The organism is Numidum massiliense (assembly GCF_001375555.1).
Taxonomy (GTDB): Bacteria; Bacillota; Bacilli; order Thermoactinomycetales; family Novibacillaceae; genus Numidum; species Numidum massiliense.
Genome location: NZ_CTDZ01000009.1, coordinates 1,732,696 through 1,752,997 on the forward strand (window position 1 = coordinate 1,732,696; position 20,302 = coordinate 1,752,997).

The following is a 20,302-nucleotide window of genomic DNA, read 5'->3' on the forward strand; positions in this document are numbered from 1 at the left end:
GATTACTGTACTTATATTATAACGGAACTCGCGCTTAAGTTAACTACGGAAATGCGCGGGGCGACTGGGTGAAGTTAGAGCGTCTTCTTTTTCGACTTCGGCTCGTCTTTGAAGTACAGCCATTTATCGAAGAACGGTTGTAAATCTTTGTTGCTCACTTCGGAGGCCGTGCGGATGAAGTCAGCAGTCGTAGCTTCCTTGTCTTTATAGCGCGTAAAATACTCCCGCATCACCGCGATGACCTTCTGTTCGCCAATCTCGTCGACGAGCGCCCACATCATCGCTGTTGGACGCGCATAGACCATTAAGCCGTACAACTGTTCCGGATAATCGTACACTTTTTGCACCACTGTGAGCCCACTCTGCTTATTGATGCGCTCACTACCTGCAGCCGCTTGCGCATACATCTCCCGTTCGTCTTTTCCTTCCACTTTCCGCATGTACAACGACTCGGAAAACGACGTTAACCCTTCGTCTAACCACGGTTCTTTTACTTGGTCGTTGCCAACCATGCCATACCACCACTGGTGAGCCAACTCGTGCGCGACCACGTTCACTGCCGGCTGCTCACCATCCTGCATCATGATGCGGTCGACAGAAGTGACAAGACCCGGGTACTCCATCCCAGCGATCCCGTGACCGTGTTCGCCGAGAACGACATCGATCTCCTCGTAAGGGTAAGTACCGAACGACTCGTTGAAAAAGCGCATCGCTTTTACAGCTGCTTCGTACATCGGCGCAGCGACGTCTTTCATCGCTCCGCGGTACCACAAATTGACGACCGTATCGCCAACTTTACCGGTCCTCACGCGGTAATCTTTCGTGACGACAGCGGCGAAATCGCGCACGTTACGTTGCTTCAGCGTCATCTTTTGTGACAGTTTCCGTCTGCCGTCGCCAGGCGCCGTACTAATGACGCGGTACCCTTTCGGCACGCGAAACGTCACTGTAAAATCGGCCATTTTCGTATAAAATGGGTCGCCGATCGTCGTGTACCGGTCTTTGTGCCAACCTTCTCTGTCGTAAACGGCGAGCATCGGGTACCACTGCGCCAAAAAGGCAGTACCCGCAACGTGGTTTAAGCGGCTTCCGCCTTCAGGAAGCTGTACCGTAAACGCCATCTCGACAGTCGCTTTTTTGTGTGCCGGCAGTGGCTCTGCGAGCACGAGCTTCATTAATGTCTTGTCGATTTCCGGTTTTACCGCCACACCGTTTACGGTGATGTCGCTAACTTTAATGTACCCTTCCTTTTCCGGTGCAGCCGCCTTATTGTATGACCAGTCTTTAAAGGCGTTCGGAAACAGGTGAAAATATATTTCTGGCCACGTCTCCTGTCCGAGGTTTGGGACGGTCACGCGCTGCTTTCCGACAAGTTTATAGTTTTTCTCGTCGTATTGTACCTCGATGTCGTAGGCGGGGCGTTCGCGCGATGACCGCACCTCGCTATAGGCAATCGGTACGTTTTTCTGCACCATCGCCTGCTCGCCGTGTTGTTCACTGCGCACGGCAGAGGTGCCGGCTGTTTGCGGCGTCGGTTCGTCCGTCTGCCAAAACTGGTATAGCGACACCGTTAAACAGATCATCCCGACGACTAATAGGACGAGATAACGCTTTTTCACCAAAAAACACCACCTCTGTTTGTTTTCCGTAGTAGCATATACAATATCGAACGGTTGTAATCTTCGTTTTAACAATTTATAATGTAAGCCAAACCGTCTGTTAGCGCTTCCAATGCCGTTTACACGCAAAAAAGTCCGATCTCGTGCGTAGAGCGCTACTTTTCTTCAATTTTCTCACTCATTCTCGATTTGCATGTGCCTGGCAAAAGCGGTAAAATCGTTCATATAGAACAACAAAATTTGCAAAAAACGACACCTGCGCTGAACAGGTGTCGTAAAAACTAGACATGTACCTTAAAATGCATCTTACTCGAGAAAGTCTTTCAACCGTTTACTGCGACTCGGATGGCGCAATTTGCGCAGTGCTTTCGCTTCAATTTGTCGGATGCGCTCGCGCGTGACGCCGAACACTTTACCGACTTCTTCTAACGTACGCGTCCGTCCATCGTCGAGTCCGAAGCGCAAGCGTAACACATTTTCCTCCCGCTCTGTCAGCGTGTCGAGGACGTCTTCCAACTGCTCTTTCAGTAGCTCGTAAGCTGCCGCATCAGCGGGTGCCTGAACGTCTTGATCCTCGATGAAGTCGCCGAGGTGGGAATCGTCTTCTTCCCCGATTGGCGTTTCGAGCGAGACAGGTTCTTGAGCAATTTTTTGAATCTCGCGCACTTTTTCTGGTGTCAAGTCCATTTCGGCGCCTATTTCTTCCGGAGTCGGATCGCGCCCTAGTTCTTGCAACAGTTGGCGATGGATGCGAATCAATTTATTGATCGTTTCTACCATGTGTACGGGAATGCGGATCGTCCGCGCTTGGTCGGCAATCGCCCGCGTGATCGCTTGCCGAATCCACCAGGTAGCGTACGTACTAAATTTAAACCCTTTGCGGAAGTCGAATTTCTCGACGGCCTTAATGAGGCCCATGTTTCCCTCTTGGATGAGGTCAAGGAAGAGCATGCCGCGCCCAACATAACGTTTGGCGATACTAACGACGAGGCGCAAGTTCGCTTCCGCGAGACGCCGTTTCGCGAGCTCGTCTCCTTGTTCGATCCGTTTCGCGAGTTCTACCTCTTCTTCCGCCGACAATAAGGGAACACGTCCGATTTCTTTCAAATACATACGTACAGGATCGTTAATTTTAACACCGGGTGGGACGCTCAGGTCGTCGCTGAGCAGATCGTCCTCATCCTCTTCGTCGTCTTCTTGTTGGTTGCCGTCCACCTCATCTTCATTAATAACGTCGACGCCGTGTTCACTTAAAAAATCAAAAAACTCGTCCACTTGCTCAGATTCTTGCTCGAAGGGGGAGAGTTTATCCATAATTTCTTTATAAGTCAAAACGCCGCGCTTTTTACCTAGTTCGAGCAGCTGCTCTTTCGTTTGCTCGAGCGTCAATTCGTCGGCGCTCCCATTCTGGTTATTCGGCATTTACGTTCCCTCCTTCCTTAGTTTTACCCGTTGTTTTAAACGGATGACTTCTTGCGCGATCTTGACAGCTTCCGCAGCGTTACCCGCTTGTTCGGCTAGTCGCACTTGTCGCCGTTTTTCTTCCAATTCACGCCGTAACGGGTACGTGCGCACTTGTCTGATGTAGTCTTGAATCTCGAGCTCGCTCACCTCGTGTGCGAGGTCGGTCATCGCTAAGGCGGAGGCGGCTTTCTGTAACGATTCGTCAGGTAGATAACGAATAAACTGTCCGGTGTCTGGCGAATTTCCTTCAGCGTAAAAGGCATATATATAAGCAGCTAACGCTGCATACCCGTCAACATTGAACTCACTGCCAATTTCCTCGCGGATCCTCTCGGCCAAGAGCGGATCACGCATCATCAGGGCGATCAATTGCCGTTCCGCATTATAATAAGCTGGTTGCAAACGCGTCGATACGACCATACGTTTGGATGTTTTACTATTATTCCACTTGTCGTTTGCTTTATCCCCAAGCTTTTCATTTTTTTTGCGCCGGTAATACAAGTGCCGCTGTTCAGTTTTCAACGCCTCGAGAGACAAGTCGTATTTCTTTGCGAGCTGTCGCAAATAGTGATCCCTTTCTACAGCTGCTGGTAAATCAGTGACGATCTCCAGCGCGGCCTGTACTACCTTCAGCTTCTGATCTTCATCCTTTAAATCTATACCCTTCTCCAGTGCTTGCAGTTTAAACGCCGTAAAAGGTATCGCGTCCGCAAGTACGTTTTGCCGAAACGCTTCACCGCCGTACTTGCGAATATAGTCGTCGGGGTCGAGGCCGACAGGCATTTGCGCAATTTTGACGATACACCCTTGCGCTTTCAAAATGTCGAGTCCGCGCAGGACAGCTTCTTCGCCGGCACTGTCTGAGTCGAAACAAATAATAACTGTTTCGGCGTTGCGCCGTAAAAGACGCGCCTGCTCTTCGGTCAGCGCAGTTCCGAGTGAGGCGACGCTGTTTTCAATGTTTGCCTCCCAGGCGGTAATGACGTCGACATACCCCTCAAACAAGATCGCTTCCCGCTTTTTGCGGATGGCAGAACGCGCACGGTGAATATTGTATAGTATGCAGCGTTTGTTAAAGAGCGGCGTTTCTGGGCTGTTTAAATATTTCGGCTGACCGTCACCAAAAACCCGTGCACCGAATCCGATGACACGCCCCTGCGTATCTTCGATCGGAAACGTCACGCGATCGCGAAAGCGATCGTAGTACCCGTTTTTTTTTTGCGAAGCTGTGACGAGGCCTGCTTTTTCTAACAACGTTTCGTCAAAACCGCGTCGCTTTAAAAAGCGCAGCACGGTGTCCCACGAATCGGGGGCGAGACCTAAGCGGAACTCTGCTTGGACTTCGGACGAGAAACCGCGCGCCGCAAAATATTGGCGCCCGCGTTCGCCGTAAGCACTCTTCGCCAACACGAAACGGTAAAACTTAGCTGCCAAGTCGAGCGCTTCGTATAGGCGCTGCCGCTCACTCGCCGCTTCTCCGTCACCCTCGCTCTGTACGTCTGGGATGACGATTCCGGCACGGTCTGCCAATTCGCGAACGGCTTCAGTGAACGTCAATTTTTCCAAATCCATGAGGAACGTAAAAATATCGCCACCAGCCCCACAACCAAAGCAGTGAAAGATTTGTTTTTCCGCATCTACCGAAAATGACGGTGTCTTTTCTGCATGGAAGGGACACAGGCCAAAGTAGTAACGCCCCTTTTTTTTCAGGTGGACGTGCGTACCGGCGAGATCTAAGATGTCGACGTGTTCCCGAACTTGGTTAATGACCTCGTCGGGAATCAACCCCCTCATTTATTTCCCCTCCAGTTGTTTTGACGTTTACTTGGTTCGGCAAAAAACCGCTAGCTTTTTTTGGGGGACAAATAATTAGTTTCTACAAAAAGCGGCTACTTCCTGCTAGAAAAAACATGTTCTAATTGCGCGACTTTTGTCGAACGCGGTAAAAGCATGTAAGGGTAAGGGGTAGCCTCTTTTTGGCAAAATTGTCCCTGTAACATTATACGACGGCGAAAGTAAAATAGACGCTACTCTTTTGTCAGTCCTTGTCGAATCATATCTAGTATGACGTTTGCCGTTTCCTCGACGGCTTTCGTCGACACGTTAATGACGTGGCAACCGAGACGTTGCATCACGTCGCGAGAATACGCGAGTTCACTTTCGATGCGCGCCATGTTCGCGTAATTCGCCTTCGCTGTCAGACCGAGCGCCTTTAACCGCTCTTCGCGAATGCGGTTTAAGTGGTCTGCGTCGATCGTCAGACCGATAATTTTATTGCCGGGGATGCGGAACAGCTCATCCGGCGGCGGTACTTCCGGTACGAGCGGCACGTTCGCTACCTTTATACGCTTATGGGCAAGATACATCGACAGCGGCGTTTTTGAGGTGCGCGACACGCCGATTAAGACGACGTCAGCGCGAAGCAATCCACGCGGGTCGCGGCCGTCGTCGTACTTAACTGCAAATTCGATCGCCTCGACCTTGCGGAAGTAATCTTCGTCTAACTTTCGGACTAAACCCGGCTCCATTTTCGGCGTACGCTTATAAAGTCCCTCCAGCGCATTCAGCATCGGTCCCATAATGTCTACGTGTGAAATGCCCTTCTCGCTGGCGCGGTCGGTCAAGTACGCCTGCAGTTCGGGGACGACGAGTGTAAAGGCAATTAGCGCCCCTTCTTCAAACGCCGCATCCAATATGTCGTCGATCGCTTCTTTCGAATCGACATACGGTACGCGACGCACATCGGCGTCGCCGCCGTTAAACTGACTCGCCGCTGCCCGCACGACAAATTCTGCCGTTTCGCCGATCGAATCAGAAATAACGTATATGATTGGTGATTCATGCTTATCGTTCATACCGTTTCGCGCACCTCCCCCATCTCCACAAAAGCTTTCGTAATAGTCGTCTTGGTGATGCGCCCGATCACTTCTAACGCGGATTGGGACTCACCTTTTTGCCTGACGACAGGTAAGCTGTCCACTTGATACTGCATAATTTTCGCTGCCGCATCGTACAACGTTTCTTCCGCGTGACAGGTGACAATGTTCGGCATGCGCGTCATGACGACGTTAACCGGTACTTCCTGTAAATCTTGCCTACCCATCGCCGCCTTTAGCAAGTCTTTGCGCGAGACGACACCCGTTAGGAGTCCGTCCTTGGACACGATATACAGCGTGCCGACATCTTCTAAAAACATGTGGCAAATCGCTTCGTAGACGGAAGCCCCTTCCGTCATGACGATCGGCACGGCCTTGTATTCGCCCACTTTCATTTGCCGAATATGTTTGGCAAACAACTGTTTACTCGATTTGCCCGTGTAATAGTAGCCGACGCGCGGACGCGCTTCTAAAAAACCAGCCATCGTCAAAATAGCGAGGTCAGGCCGGAGGGTCGCACGCGTCAGACCGAGTTGCTCGGCAATGTGCTCACCCGTGATCGGGCCGTTTTCTTTCACAATATCGACGATTTGTCGCTGTCGATTCGACAGTTCGATAGTCGCCACCACCTTCCGGTACGAACAATAAAAGATCGTGCAAGGAGGCAGAGCAGATTTGCAACTGCCTGCCTAAAGTTCTAGGCGGAAATCTCCCTCACACGTTCATGACGCGAGAACACAGCTATGACGCAAGGACGATTGCGTTAAACTGGGCGAAGCGACCGACTAGTTCGGCGACAGCGGCAAGTAGGGCGAGTCGGTTACTTCGCACTGCCTCGTCGTCGACCATCACCATGACATCGTCAAAAAAGTGGTGAATGTCCGTTTCTAGCGCGGCGATGGCACCGTACATCGCGTCAGCGTCCTGCGCCGCGAGCGCGTGCTCGTACCCGTTCTTCGCCGTGTAAAACGCCGCAGCCAACCGTCGCTCCGCTTCGTGTTCAAACAGAGTCTCGGAATAAGCTGTCCCCGCTTTTCCCACTTTCGCCGCCAAATGATCGACGCGGGTAAAAGCTTCCACCGTCCGCTTAAACGACTCCCCTTGCGCCGCTGTTTCCAGCCGTTTTGCCTTTGCGACAATCAATCCGGGCCGCATCTCAGCAGTTCCTCCGAGCACGGCATCGATCACATCGTAGCGGATCCCTTCACTTTGCAGCGCATGCTTCAACCGCTGGCGGAAAAAGCTCGCGAGCTCTTCCGCTACGTCGCTGCGTGCTCGCCCGAGCCTGTCCGCTTCTACTAACGCGTCTAACGCGAGCGCAAACAGCTCTTCTAAGGACACGTCCACGTCTAGCGAACGCAAGATTTGCACGATGCCCGTCGCTTGCCTGCGTAGGGCGTACGGGTCTTGGGAGCCGGTCGGGACGATCCCGATGCCAAAACAAGCGGCGACCGTATCGATTTTGTCCGCTAACGCGACGGTCTGACCGGCAGCCGTCGCCGGCAAAACGTCGCCTGTAAACCGCGGCAAATAGTGTTCAAAAATACCTTTAGCCACCGCCGGATCCTCTCCGGCGAGCGCGGCGTACCGCTCGCCCATGCGGCCTTGCAGTTCGGGAAACTCGTTCACCATATGCGTTTCTAAATCGAACTTGCACAGTTCAGCGGTCTGCAGCGCCGCTGCTTTATCTTGCGGCGAGAGGTGCAACCGATCCGCTAACCCGGCGGCTATTCGGCGCACGCGGCGCACTTTGTCTGCGATCGTGCCGAGCGCTTCGTGAAAAACGACGTGCGTCAGCTTTTCGTTATAAAAGCTAGGCGACCGTTTTTTATCTTCCTCGTAGAAAAAGCGAGCATCGGCGAGGCGAGCCGAAAGTACTTTCTCATTCCCTTTCACGACGTTGGCGAGCGCCCCTCGTCCACCGTTCCGCACCGTAATAAAATGCGGCAACAAGTCGCCCTGCGGCGATTTCACTGGGAAATAGCGTTGATGTTCGCGCATCGACGTAATGAGCACATCTTCCGGCAGTTCGAGATAAGCGGCGTCAAACGCCCCCGCCACAGCCGTCGGGTACTCGACGAGAAACGTCACTTCTTCGAGCAGCTGTTCGTCGATCGGAATATCCCACGCGTTTTCCGCAGCCAATTGTTGTAACTGTTCGCGGATCATCGCTTTCCGTTCTGCAGCACTGACGATCACCGTCTCGTCTCTCAACACTTGTACGTAGTCACTCGCTGTCGGTAAACTCGCTTCCGACCCGAGAAAGCGGTGGCCGTACGTGATGTTGCCTGCTTTGACGCCAGCTATTTCCAAGGAAATAACGTCGGAACCGAACATCGCCACTAACCAGCGAATCGGACGGACGAAACGAAACGAGTTGTCCCCCCAGCGCATATTTTTAGGGAAGGTGAGCGAAGTGACGATTTCTTGAAAACCGGCAGCGAGTAACTCCTCCGTCGCGCGGCCCGCTTGTTTTTTGCGCGCGAAGACGTATTCTTCGCCCTTGTATTCTTGGAAAAACAACTGCTCCGGCACAACTCCTTGCCCACGGGCAAAACCTAACGCCGCTTTCGTCCACCCGTCGTCGTTCACGGCAATGCGCTTCGCCGGTCCGCGTGCCTCTTCTTCTAAATCGGCTTGTCGCTCGGCGGTGCCTTTTACGATTACCGCGAGGCGCCGCGGAGTCCCGTACCAAGTGACAGAGTCGTAAGCGATGCGCGCCTCCTCCAGCCACTTTTCCAGTTTTTGTTGCAGTTGTTCCGCAGCTTGCCGTACAAAGCGGGCAGGTACTTCCTCCAATCCGATTTCGAGTAACACATCGCGTTTACTCACCGCGCTCACCCCCTTTTAACATTGGAAACCCTAGCTGTTCCCGCGCGTCATAGTACGTTTTGGCACACTTGCGCGCCAAGTCGCGCACGCGCGAAATGTAGCCGGTGCGCTCCGTCACACTAATTGCGCCGCGCGCGTCGAGCAAGTTAAAGGCGTGGGAGCACTTCAGTACATAGTCGTAAGCGGCGAACACTAAATCAGCTTCTAGCGCACGTGCTGCCTCGCGTTCGTAGATGGCAAACAACTGGAACAGCGTATCCGTGTCCGACACTTCAAACGTATATTTCGAATGCTCGTATTCCGGCTGTTTAAAGACGTCGCCGTACGTCACGCCTTCGACCCACTCGAGGTCAAACACATTGTCTTTGTCTTGAATGTACGAGGCGAGACGTTCTAATCCGTACGTAATTTCCGCTGACACGGGACGGGCGTCGAGGCCGCCGACTTGTTGGAAATACGTAAACTGCGTAATTTCCATCCCGTCGAGCCACACTTCCCAGCCGAGTCCCCAAGCCCCGAGCGTCGGCGCTTCCCAGTTGTCTTCGACAAAGCGAATGTCGTGCTTAAGCGGGTCGATGCCGAGCTCTTTTAAGCTATCTAAGTAAAGCTCTTGCACGTTGTCGGGCGAAGGTTTTAAGATGACTTGAAATTGGTGGTGCTGGTACAGGCGGTTCGGGTTTTCTCCGTAGCGCCCGTCGCCCGGCCGCCGCGACGGTTCGACATACGCGACGTTCCACGGTTCCGGTCCGATCGAACGTAAAAACGTGTGCGGGCTCATCGTCCCCGCACCTTTTTCCACATCGTACGGTTGCATGACGATGCAGCTTTGTTTCGCCCAGAAAGTTTGTAATTGTAAAATCATCTGTTGAAAGTTCATGGGCACACCTCCCTAGCGTTCTTGGTGTCACAAACGCATGCGTGTCGCTGGCACAGCCGTCCACCGTCAGAAAGATTTCGTGCCGCTGGCCGAGTGCCACTAACGTCGTGTCAGTCGTGTCATAAAGGAAGCAATGATGAAGGAAGCACAAAAACGTCCCTACGCTACAATAGGGATCGTTGTAGCGTAGGGACGGGAGTTTCCCGCGGTTCCACCCTACTTGGTTTGCCATGCTAGCACACCGGCTCAGCATATGTAAACCCGCCTTGATTTCCGTTCATCGCTCCAGGCCGCCCTTCACCGTGCTAGAGACCGGGCTTGCACCGTCCCCGGTTCGCTACTTCTCCTCACTAACGATTACTCCTGCCCGTCATCGCGAATTCAATTTAAATACTTGTAACGTAGTATATATAAACTGACAGGCCTTGTCAAGGAGGGCTTTACTCGCGTATGTGTCAAGCTTTACTCGACGACCTTACAGGATCAAGGATTTAAAGACCTAAATATGTCATTCCCTAACGTTCACTTGTTGTCCGCCCTTGAGGAGTTAACTCTTCAAGGACGGCGATTAACCACCTTATCCAAATACCCAATAGCACTTGAAGCTGATGCGGCACCTACTTGGATCCTGCCAACTTGAACCCCAATGTGATCCGACTTACCTATTCGCCTCGCATGGCGTTTTAGTTTTTGTGTCACTTGGCGGTTGGGCCAGACAGTTAATAATGCCTGTCTCAACGTCCCATTGGTAACGCCTTGTTGTACTTTGGCGATGGCTTGAGCCCCTTCTTCACTCCAGTACATGCCACGACGTTTCATGCGGTATGCCAGACGTCTCTGGTTCGATTCCATGCATCCCATCCTACGAGCATTTTTTGGCACGTCTGGACTAACCTCACGCCAGTCGCAGAGGATCTCCCAGTGCCCTTCAAGATACTTCTGCATGTTCTCGATACGCTTTTCCTCTCGCTCCGTCTCTGCATTTCCCTGTGCCGTATCAATCACCGCTTTAAACCTATCCTTATTTTTTTCGGATATTGCCTTTTCAATTTGAGGAATGAGCCTTGGCTGGCGGCTCAACCCGCGACGAATACTCCTCTTTACGTGAAAAGGATCCAATTGGCGGACAACCGATGTCGCTTCAGAAAAGGTATTTTGAACGCGTTCCTCAGAGATCCATGAAGCCGCATCCGCATTAGTCGCCACATGTGTATGTGAGAGATCCCAACGATGTCGAATCGCTGCATAACCTATTTCCCAAAAGTCATCCACCGATTCAACGGTAGAAAAGACGTGACGATCTGTTAACGAGACACGCTGTCCGTTTTGCTCCCACCCGGTATAGGCAAGCATATTTTTGATCTCTATTCCTTTGCCTCTCCCTTTGACGTATAAGCCATCTGCTTCGCAATATAAGTGCTTAACGGACGGAGAGTTAGGAATTACCGTATCCTCAAAAATTCGATCCCTTTTTTCAGCATCCATGACAGCTTGAGCTTCACCTGCTTCTTTTACTAAGCGCTGAAACGTCGTATGGCTGATCGTTATACCGGCAAGTTTTTGCGTGACCTCTGAGGCGAGGCGGTAGGTCATTCCCGGCGCTGCAGCTAACTCTGCTCCGAGCATCATAAGGTCTGGGCTGTATCTTTTACGGCGTTTTAAACCGATTGCCTCATCGACAGGGTAATGTGCGTTTCCGTTTCGGTCGTACATCAAGTGGCGTTTATAGGACACTGTCCCAAAAAAACTGGTGAACTCCCGGCTGTCCAATCGCTCACTTTTCCAACCGTATTTTTCCTTGTAATGCGTCGTCATCATCTGATCGAGCTGCTCCAAAAATTCTCCGAACAGATCAGCCATCACTTCCATCAGGCGAATACGTAAGCTTTCCCAAAACGACAACATATCTGTAGACTGTTCCAAGATAGTAGCGATTTCTGGTATAATGGTTTTCAAGGAAGACCTCTCCTTTCGTGGTGGTTAGGAGTACTATTTAGGTCTTCCTTTTCTATATTCTCCCTCCAAATTCCTGCTAAAACCCTTCGAGAGAAATGTTACACATACTTACTCGCTCGAGGAAGGCGTTACTTGTATTTTTTTAAGACATCTTTCTTTATGGTGTTGTATTTGTCGATGGCCTCTCCTTCATCAGCGACAAAATCGTACGGCTTAAGATCGGCCAGCGCTTTAAAACTGGTGACTTCTCCTTTATACGCTTCTTTTTCACTGTATTTTCCATAGCCTAATGAAACGATGGCAAACCCATCCGGTTCATCCGTACGGTTCAAAAACAGGATGTATTCATCGCGATAGACGGCTAGGGTGCAGTGCAACACGACAAACGTCGTACCGCCCTCCTCTTCCCCAGCCGTACAATGATTGCAATAGGGTTAAGACAATCCCGCGGTCGGCTGTTGCTGCAAAGACGTATAGCATTCGCCGTCTAATTGCTTGGTCGCTTTACTCGTGAGCAGGCCGGCAGTCATGCTGCCGCTGACGTTGAGTGCCGTCCGCCCCATGTCGATCAACGGCTCGATCGAGATGAGCAATCCGGCGAGGGCGACAGGCATATTCAACGTCGACAGGACGATTAGCGCTGCAAACGTCGCCCCTCCGCCCACGCCCGCTACGCCAAAGGAACTTAGCGCGACGACGACGACTAACGTCGCCAAGAACGAAAGGCTTAACGGGTTGATATCGACGGTTGGCGCGATCATGACCGCGAGCATCGCCGGATAAATCCCTGCGCAGCCATTTTGCCCGATCGTGAGCCCAAATGACCCGGCAAAGTTGGCGATCCCTTCGGGCACGCCTAACTGTTCATGTTGTGCCTTAATGTTTAGCGGTAACGTCGCCGCACTCGAGCGGGACGTAAAGGCGAAGGTGAGTACCGGAATCACTTTTTTCACGTACGTGAGTGGGTTTAACCCCGACAGTGAGAGGAGGAGTATGTGCACAGCAAACATCAGTAGCAGCGCGACGTAAGAGGCGACGACGAACTTTCCTAATTGCCAAATCGCATTTAAATCGCTCGTCGCTGCTACTCGTGTCATTAAGGCGAGCACGCCGTACGGCGTGAGGCGAATGACGAGAGTGACGACGCGCATGACGAGCGCATGCACCGCTTCCGTCATTTTGGCAATCATTTCAGCCTGTTCAGGCTGCTTTCTCTTCACACCTAAGAAAGCAATGCCTAAAAAGGCGGCAAAAATGACGACGGCGATCGTCGAAGTCGGCCGTGCGCCTGTGAAATCGAGAAACGGGTTTCCCGGAAGTAGCGACACGATACGCTCTGGTGTCGATAGGTTTTCGAGATCGCCGAGATTTTTTTCTAGTTGTTCGGCGCGAGCGATCTCCGCTTCCCCTTGCTGAATGTCGACAGCTTGTAAGTCGAAAGCGAGGGAAGTGCCGATGCCGATCATGGCGGCAATCGCTGTCGTGCCGATGAGAATACCGACGATTAACCCGCCGATTTTGCCGATGTTACCCGAAAGTTGCGATTTAGTAAAAGCCGTCAGGATGGAAATAAACACGAGCGGCATGACGAGCATTTGCAGCAACGTCACATAACCGTTCCCGACAATGTTGAACCAGTCGACCGACGTTGTCATAACTTTAGATGCCGAACCGTACACATACTGTAGCGCGAGTCCGAAGGCGATACCTAACCCTAACCCACTAAACACGCGCGTTGAAAACGACCGATGTTTCCTTTGCATCACATATAAGACAGAAATAAGCCCGAGTAAGATTAAAATATTGACGATAATTAATACAGCTGTCATTGAATGTTCACCTCCACGATTAGTTTCAATCCTAATACCATTAATCCGATATGTCAAGTGTGAATTAGCTTAATAAAGAAAAAGAGGCCCCCGGATAAAGGCTTCTTCATGGTACGTCTCTTCATGGTACGTCTCTTCATGGTACGTCTTGATCGCCGGATTCACTCGTTCTCAAACTGCAACATCTGTTCCAGAAACTGCCGCGATTTTAAATAAAGGTCCGTATGATAGTCTATATAGGCGCGCATGGCGCGCTCTAGTTGTCGTTTCGTCTCTTCTTTCACGCGAATATCGCCGAGGCGGTCGATATCAAAATATAAAAAAAGCCGCAACAGCCGCTGCGAAGCCGGGGATAACGTAAGTCCTTGCGGGTCGTGCTGACGGCAATCGAGACAGAGAAAGCCGCCTTTGGCCGCGCTGAACGTATACGGGCGATCGGTCGCGCCGCAGTGGACACACGCTTCTAATTGTGGGCGGTAACCAGATAAGGCGAGCAGTTTCAACTCAAAAATGCGGCACAAAATGTCCGCATCCTTCCCTTCCTGCAACGATAACAAAATTTTTTCTAACAGATGGAATAAGTAACCGTTCGGTTCCGCGTCTTCCGTCATCTTTTCGAGTAATTCGACGATATAGGCGGCGTACGACATCGTCAGAATGTCTTCGTGCAGCGAATGAAACGTATGAATCGTTTCCCCTTGATTGAGATTCCCCATGCCGCGGCCAGCAAAATAAAGGTACTGACCGTGAGTCAGTACTTGTGTCACCCCACGCAGACGGCTTTGTGCTTTCTTTGCTCCGCGCGCCATGAGGGCAATTTTGCCGTGTTCGCGCGTGTACAAAACGACAATTTTGTTTGCTTCGCCGTAGTCTCGCGTGCGAATGACGATCCCTTCCGTTTTGACGAGCATAACAATCCTCTTTCTAACGTTCAAGCAATATTGCGCGAGCCGGATAACACAGCTTCGCGCTCCATGACAACACACGAACGGGAATGTAGCTTCTCGTTCCAAATCGAGGCGGCGGATTGGCATCTAGCCCCGCAGTCCACGGGAAAGCTGCGGATCGGGATCCAGCCCCGCAGTCCATGAGAAAACTGCGAATCGGGATCCGCAACCGCTTCTCAAGGTTTAAGCAGTGGCCCAGGATCCGGATCCGTTTTTTCCTCAGCCTGATCTTGTACGTTTTCTGTTTCGAGTGAGTCTTTGTACAGCAAGTACGTATCGATATTACCGGTAGCGCGAAACACATTCCAAATAAAATCGTGCACACTCACTCTTCCTTTCTCCCTTAAGTCCTCTTTAGTTATTAAAATTAACCGCAGCGACGCGACCTATTCGTTGGAAAAATTGTCAATCGACGGTCGTACGTCCTTTCAGTCGCGGTCGCTAAAGCCTAACTGCTGTAACACGCGAGCCTCGTTACGCCAATTTTGCTTTACTTTTACCCATAAGTCAAGATAAACAGGCGACCCTAACAGCCGTTCGACGTCTTGCCGCGCCTCGCGGCCGACATCTTTCAGCATTTGCCCCTGTTTGCCGATGATAATACCCTTTTGTGACGGACGCTCCGTAAAGACGGTGGCACGCACGTACACCGTCCCGCGCCGATCGTCGCGCCGTTCCATATCTTCGATGACGACCGCAATCGAATGCGGAATTTCTTCGTGCGTCTTGAACAATATTTTTTCGCGAATGAGTTCAGCGACGATGAACTGTTCCGGGTGATCGGTCACCATTTCTTCTGGGTAATATTTCGGACCTTCGGGCAAGCGCGCATAAATTTGCTCGACAACCGTTCGTAAGTTCGTTTCCTGTAGCGCCGAGATCGGAATGACTTCGGCAAAAGAAAGCGCGTGGCGGTACCGATCGATAAACGGTAGCAGCGCATCCGGCCGAGTGCGGTCAATTTTGTTGACGAGTAAAAAAACAGGCGTATCGACTTGTTTTAGCGCGTCGATAATGTAAGCGTCCCCCGCGCCGAAGGGTTGCTCGGCATCGACGACCCAGCAAATTAAATCGACCTCTTTTAACGTCGTCAGCGCCGTTTTCACCATATAATCGCCTAACCGCGATTTCGGTTTGTGGATCCCGGGCGTATCGAGGAAGATGATTTGTCCGGTGTCATCCGTGTACACCCCTTGAATTCGGTTGCGCGTCGTCTGTGGTTTGTTGGACATAATCGCGACTTTTTGGCCGATGATCGCGTTCATTAGCGTCGATTTTCCGACGTTCGGTCGTCCGATTAAGGCAACAAAGCCGGAGCGCGTCTTATCGTGTGCCATCTAGTGCCTCCTGCGTAAAAGAGAAAGGTAACAGTTCAGAAATCGTCGTTTCGCGCACGTCTCCCTTTAAGTTTGCCAAATAAACGGGGACATTAGGCGCACAAAATTCTGCCAACACTTGCCGGCAGGCGCCGCACGGGGATACAGGGTCATTCGTATCGGCAATGACGGCAACAGCGGCAATTTGTCGTTCGCCTCTCGATACCGCTTTAAAAATAGCGGTCCGCTCGGCACAGTTCGTCAATCCGTACGACGCGTTTTCGATGTTACACCCGCTAACGATTTCCCCGTTTGGCAAAAGCAGCGCTGCGCCGACGGGAAAGCGCGAATACGGGACGTATGCCCGCCCCCTTGCTTCTTTTGCTGCTGCGATTAATTGTTCCATCCGTTTAACATCCTTTCCCGTGACTTTCAGCTCTCGCTGTATTTTCGTTGACTTTTTTACTTATTTGCTATGTCCATGATGTGCTCTTTCACGATTTCCGTTTCCACATGCTTTTTTTCTCAGGTTCGCCTTGCGTGCGAGCCGGTAAACCGTCGTTAAGTATCACCTGTCCGTTTTTGTTCCAAGAAGGCACGACGACCCCGCCGGACACGATGTACTTGAGCCCGTCTTCTACCTTCATGTCGAGATAAATGACATCTTCGACCGGAACGAGGACGAGCCAGCCAGAAGTCGGGTTCGGTGTCGTCGGTAAGAATATGTTTACCATTTTTTGGCCTGTCTTGTCAACTATTTCGTCGCTCGTCTCTCCCGTCAAAAAACCGACGGTATACACCCCTTTGCGCGGGTACTCGACGAGCGCAACGCGTTGAAAAGACGCCTTCTCGCGGACGAAGGCGTTAACGACTTGGTTGACTGTCGAATACACTTGTCGGGCGATCGGAATACTGGAAAACACTTTTTCGGTAATTTGTAACATCCGTTTACCGAAGAAGCTCTTCGTCGCCATCCCGAGCAAGATGAGCAAGATGACCGTCAACAGCAAGCCGATCCCGGGAATGTATTCGATCGTGAACCCTTTCAGATGCAACGGAAACTCGACCCCGGGGATCAACCCGATCAAAAAATTAACGAACAACCCTAAAATCGGGTCGACGATATGAAAGAGTAACTTCAGCACGTAAATCGTAGCCACCGCTGGCAAAGAAACGACTAGGCCGACAAATAAATAATCGCGCATTTTTTTCAGCATATGTTGGGTAGAATCTTTCATCGACGCACTTCCTATACTAGATTTAACATAATGCCTATGACCGTGAAGACTCCGCCGACGGCGGCGCCCCACAAGACCGAAGGTATGTCTTGCGGTTTTAATAAGCGGCCCCCGATTAACAGGATGGAGAGGACGGTCACTAACACGGCGACGATGACGTGAAATGTCAGCCACCACACGGTGAGCACGATCGATACAGCGAGCGCACTCTGTAAACTCGGATTAATGCCTAGCCCTTTCACGTTGGCGCGTGCCTTAAGTAACATCGTGGCGAACAACACCATACCGAGCACGAGCGACACACTGACATCGCGGTCGTACACACGCGGCAACGCATGTTGCAAAAAGTCGAGAATGTATGGAATGAAGACGATGAGACCGATCGCCAAGGCGAGGCCTGCTGTAAGAAAGACAGCGCCTGCCGCAACGTCTTTGGCCACTTTCGCCAGCGGGTGGTATTTAGTCGTCACTAAATCGACGACTGCTTCTAACGCGGTATTAAATAGCTCCGCCACGATCACGAGCGTAATCGCAATGAACAGTAAAAGCGCCTCAAATCGATTGACCCCGAATAGCAAACTTAACACCATCACCGCGAGTGCGGCGCTGAAGTGAATGCGCAAGTTGCGCTCTGTGGCGAGCGCGTGGACGATGCCTTCAATCGCACATTTGAAACTTTCTAGTAAGTTGCGCGTAGGCCCATTTCCTCCTCCTTGCACGTTACCTCCCCCCTATAGTTACCGGGTGAGACCGATCGCGGCAAGTACGTCCTCTTGTCGCCTAAACATCTGTTTCTCCTCGGCTTCTGTTTGGTGATCGTACCCAAGTAAATGGAGAAATCCGTGCGTCGTGAGAAACGCTAGCTCCCGCTCGAGCGAGTGCCCGTAGCTTTCGGCTTGTTCCTTTGCCCGTGGTAGTGAAATAACGATATCTCCTAACAACGGCGCGACGCCGCTCTCTTCCGGCAGCGGGAAATCGTCGCCCTGTGGAAAAGAGAGGACGTCCGTCGGCCGATCAACTTGCCGATACGCCTCGTTTAACGCGTGGATGCGCGCGTCGTCGACGAGCGTCACTGACACTTCGCCCGCTTGGACACGCTCCATCGTCGCCGTCTGCGCGATCGCCGTACGAATGAGCGCGGTGAAGCGGTCGGGAACCGATACGCTTTCTTGTTCGTTGTTAATATGGACTGTGATTGACATTACGCGTGTTTCGCTCCCTTTACCGGCATCTCTTCCGGGTATTCAATGCGTTGGTGAAAAATACCATTAAGCGTTTCTAGTATCGATTTTCCGATCAGATCCAACTCTTTCAACGTAATATCACACTCATCGAACTGACCGTCCTCTAAACGGTCGCGAATAATTTTGCGCACGAGTGCTTCGATGCGAGACGGCGTCGGCCGGCCGATCGAACGAACGGCAGCTTCGACGCTGTCGGCGATGTTGACGATCGCCGCCACTTTAGACTGCGGTTTCGGACCAGGGTAACGGAAGTCTTCTTCCAACACTTGCGCCCCGTCTTCTTGCTTCATCGCCTTGTAGTAAAAAAACTTTAAAAGCGTCGTGCCGTGATGCTGCTCCGCGATATCTAGGATCGGTTTCGGAATGTTCGCTTCGCGTAGTATTTCCACCCCGTCGCGCACGTGACTAATGATAATCGTCTTGCTCAAGTGCGCCGAAATTTTGTCGTGTGGGTTATCGCCGTGCACTTGATTTTCGATAAAAAACTGGGCGCGCTTCGTTTTGCCTAAGTCGTGGTAGTACGCCCCGACACGCGCGAGTAAACCATCCGCACCGATCGCTTCGGCGGCAGCTTCCGCCAAATTGCCGACGATGACACTGTGGTGGTACGTCCCTGGCGTCTCGATGAGCAACTTGCGCAACAACGGTTGGTTCGGATTCGCCAGTTCGAGTAGTTTCATCGACGATAAAATACCGAACGCCGCTTCAAAAAACGGCAACAAACCGAGCGTAAGCACGGCAGCGAGGATCCCGCCCCCGACACCGAAGCCGATCGATTTAAAAATATCTTCCCAACTGTATCCGCTCGTCGAGAGCATAAAGATCGCACTGATCGGCAATACGTTGAGAGCAGAGACGAGTAAACCTGCCCGTAACACCGAACTTCGCTGGCGCGCATTGTGCAGAGCAAACGCCCCCGTGGAACAAGCGATGAGCGTGTACAGGCCGAAACGAAAGTCGAACAGCACCCGTCCTTCCGGGTTGAACATCATCGCGGCAAACACACTAAACACAATCCCAGCGAATAAGGCGAGACGCACGTCAATAAGTACGGCGATGAGCATCGATCCGAGTGCGACAGGGGCGATGTAGCCAAAGTAACTCGTCTCTACAGTTTGCCCTAAACTGACGAATTTCATAGTCCCCAAATTGAGAGCAATAATGAGTACGAGCATGGACAACCGCGTGTTGTCGAGCGTGAAACTATGTTTAGCGGTATGAATGGAGAAGTATAAAAAAGCGAGCATCAGCATTATAAATAAAGCGAGGCCCACATACGGCCAAATATTTTTCGCGTCGTTCAGCAGCCCTAATTCGGTCAGTTGCCGATACTGCTGCTGCGTAATGAGCTCCCCTTTAAAGACGATCGGGTCACCGCGGTTAATGCGCACCGGTTCGACGCTATCTGCTGCGGCCTGACGCATCGCTTCCGTTTTCGCCTTGTCGTACACGATGTTGACGACGATCGCCTGGCGCGCGACTTCCCGCGCCACAAAACGGGCGTTGCTGCCTAAATTAGACGTGACGAGTTGCTGGTCAATCCGTTTTTTCGCTTCATCGCCTTCTTGCTCGTTGACGCCGCTACTCATAACGTCTTGTACAACCCGTCGCGTCATCGCCTGCGTCGTCACGAGTTCGTCTCCAGAAATGCGCACCATTTTTAATAGTACTTCGTCGGACAGATCAAACGCTGCACGGTCGGCAATGTTCTCGATCCGCTCCCGTTCTGTCAGCGCCTTATCATCGACGTTGCGCCGCGCATCGATAAAGAGACGATTGATTTTTTCGACTTGATTCGTCGTCACTTGCTCATCGATTTTGTGTTGCAAGGGGACGGTGGCAGCCGCTTCGCTGCGCGCTTCTTCGGTCGCCTTCTCGTCAATGCGGTCGACCGGGGCGACAATCGTTTCCGGGCTCTCCGACCCTTCGGACAACTCGTACCTCTCTGGTAGGACGTTCCCGATTAGCAAAGCGTACATACAAATGCCTAGCAAAACGTACAAGGAAAACTTGACCCGTAAGCTTGTATTCCAGTAGCCTGGAAGGCGCCACGGACGAGTTCTTTTCGCTAAGCGTTTACCTTTTGCGTCCATCCGTTTACGCT

The 20,302-nt window shown here is 51.8% G+C and carries 18 protein-coding genes; all 18 read right to left on the minus strand.

What is annotated here, in order from left to right; all coding sequences use genetic code 11:
* Window positions 1-74: 74 nt before the first annotated feature.
* Window positions 75-1,619 (minus strand): M1 family metallopeptidase, encoded by a 1,545-nt coding sequence (locus tag BN1247_RS08565; RefSeq protein ID WP_054950010.1) that lies wholly within the window; start codon window positions 1,617-1,619, stop codon window positions 75-77.
* Window positions 1,620-1,925: 306 nt separating this feature from the next.
* The gene (rpoD, locus tag BN1247_RS08570; protein WP_054950011.1) at window positions 1,926-3,041 is read right to left on the minus strand and encodes an RNA polymerase sigma factor RpoD; all 1,116 of its coding nucleotides are present in this window, start codon (window positions 3,039-3,041) and stop codon (window positions 1,926-1,928) included.
* Window positions 3,042-4,877, minus strand: a complete 1,836-nt coding sequence (gene dnaG, locus BN1247_RS08575) for a DNA primase (protein WP_054950012.1) — start codon at window positions 4,875-4,877, stop codon at window positions 3,042-3,044.
* 233 nt (window positions 4,878-5,110) lie between these two features.
* A complete protein-coding gene (locus BN1247_RS08580; RefSeq protein WP_054950013.1) occupies window positions 5,111-5,938 on the minus strand; it encodes a pyruvate, water dikinase regulatory protein in 828 nt (275 codons plus the stop codon).
* Complete coding sequence (locus BN1247_RS08585) at window positions 5,935-6,585, minus strand: transcriptional regulator CcpN (RefSeq protein ID WP_147675210.1); 651 nt, start codon at window positions 6,583-6,585, stop codon at window positions 5,935-5,937. Before BN1247_RS08585 ends, BN1247_RS08580 begins: the two co-directional genes overlap by 4 nt.
* Before the next feature lie 115 nt (window positions 6,586-6,700).
* On the minus strand, window positions 6,701-8,791 hold the full coding sequence (gene glyS, locus BN1247_RS08590) for a glycine--tRNA ligase subunit beta (RefSeq protein ID WP_054950014.1): 2,091 nt from the start codon (window positions 8,789-8,791) through the stop codon (window positions 6,701-6,703).
* Window positions 8,784-9,668 (minus strand): glycine--tRNA ligase subunit alpha, encoded by an 885-nt coding sequence (gene glyQ / locus BN1247_RS08595; protein WP_054950015.1) that lies wholly within the window; start codon window positions 9,666-9,668, stop codon window positions 8,784-8,786. The genes glyS and glyQ overlap by 8 nt, the downstream gene beginning before the upstream one ends.
* Before the next feature lie 555 nt (window positions 9,669-10,223).
* On the minus strand, window positions 10,224-11,573 hold the full coding sequence (locus BN1247_RS08600) for an ISLre2 family transposase (protein ID WP_187119684.1): 1,350 nt from the start codon (window positions 11,571-11,573) through the stop codon (window positions 10,224-10,226).
* Between the two features lie 179 nt (window positions 11,574-11,752).
* Window positions 11,753-12,004: a hypothetical protein gene (locus BN1247_RS08605; RefSeq protein WP_054950016.1), complete on the minus strand. Its 252-nt coding sequence runs from the start codon at window positions 12,002-12,004 to the stop codon at window positions 11,753-11,755.
* A gap of 54 nt (window positions 12,005-12,058) precedes the next feature.
* Window positions 12,059-13,453 carry an L-cystine transporter gene (locus tag BN1247_RS08610; RefSeq protein ID WP_054950017.1) on the minus strand — a complete coding sequence of 465 codons (1,395 nt, stop codon included), beginning with the start codon at window positions 13,451-13,453 and terminating at the stop codon, window positions 12,059-12,061.
* 161 nt (window positions 13,454-13,614) lie between these two features.
* Window positions 13,615-14,364, minus strand: coding sequence for a DNA repair protein RecO (gene recO, locus BN1247_RS08615; RefSeq protein ID WP_054950018.1), 750 nt, complete (start codon window positions 14,362-14,364; stop codon window positions 13,615-13,617).
* Between the two features lie 212 nt (window positions 14,365-14,576).
* Window positions 14,577-14,723 carry a YqzL family protein gene (locus BN1247_RS17440; protein WP_147675295.1) on the minus strand — a complete coding sequence of 49 codons (147 nt, stop codon included), beginning with the start codon at window positions 14,721-14,723 and terminating at the stop codon, window positions 14,577-14,579.
* A 105-nt stretch (window positions 14,724-14,828) separates the two neighbouring features.
* Complete coding sequence (gene era, locus BN1247_RS08620) at window positions 14,829-15,737, minus strand: GTPase Era (protein WP_054950019.1); 909 nt, start codon at window positions 15,735-15,737, stop codon at window positions 14,829-14,831.
* Window positions 15,724-16,122, minus strand: coding sequence for a cytidine deaminase (locus BN1247_RS08625; protein ID WP_054950020.1), 399 nt, complete (start codon window positions 16,120-16,122; stop codon window positions 15,724-15,726). Before BN1247_RS08625 ends, era begins: the two co-directional genes overlap by 14 nt.
* 88 nt (window positions 16,123-16,210) lie before the next feature.
* Window positions 16,211-16,954 (minus strand): DUF502 domain-containing protein, encoded by a 744-nt coding sequence (locus tag BN1247_RS08630; protein WP_054950021.1) that lies wholly within the window; start codon window positions 16,952-16,954, stop codon window positions 16,211-16,213.
* Window positions 16,955-16,965: 11 nt separating this feature from the next.
* Window positions 16,966-17,673 (minus strand): diacylglycerol kinase, encoded by a 708-nt coding sequence (locus tag BN1247_RS08635; RefSeq protein ID WP_054950022.1) that lies wholly within the window; start codon window positions 17,671-17,673, stop codon window positions 16,966-16,968.
* A gap of 18 nt (window positions 17,674-17,691) precedes the next feature.
* Complete coding sequence (ybeY, locus tag BN1247_RS08640) at window positions 17,692-18,156, minus strand: rRNA maturation RNase YbeY (protein ID WP_054950023.1); 465 nt, start codon at window positions 18,154-18,156, stop codon at window positions 17,692-17,694.
* A complete protein-coding gene (locus BN1247_RS08645) occupies window positions 18,156-20,291 on the minus strand; it encodes an HD family phosphohydrolase (RefSeq protein WP_054950024.1) in 2,136 nt (711 codons plus the stop codon). Before BN1247_RS08645 ends, ybeY begins: the two co-directional genes overlap by 1 nt.
* Between the last annotated feature and the right edge of the window lie 11 nt (window positions 20,292-20,302).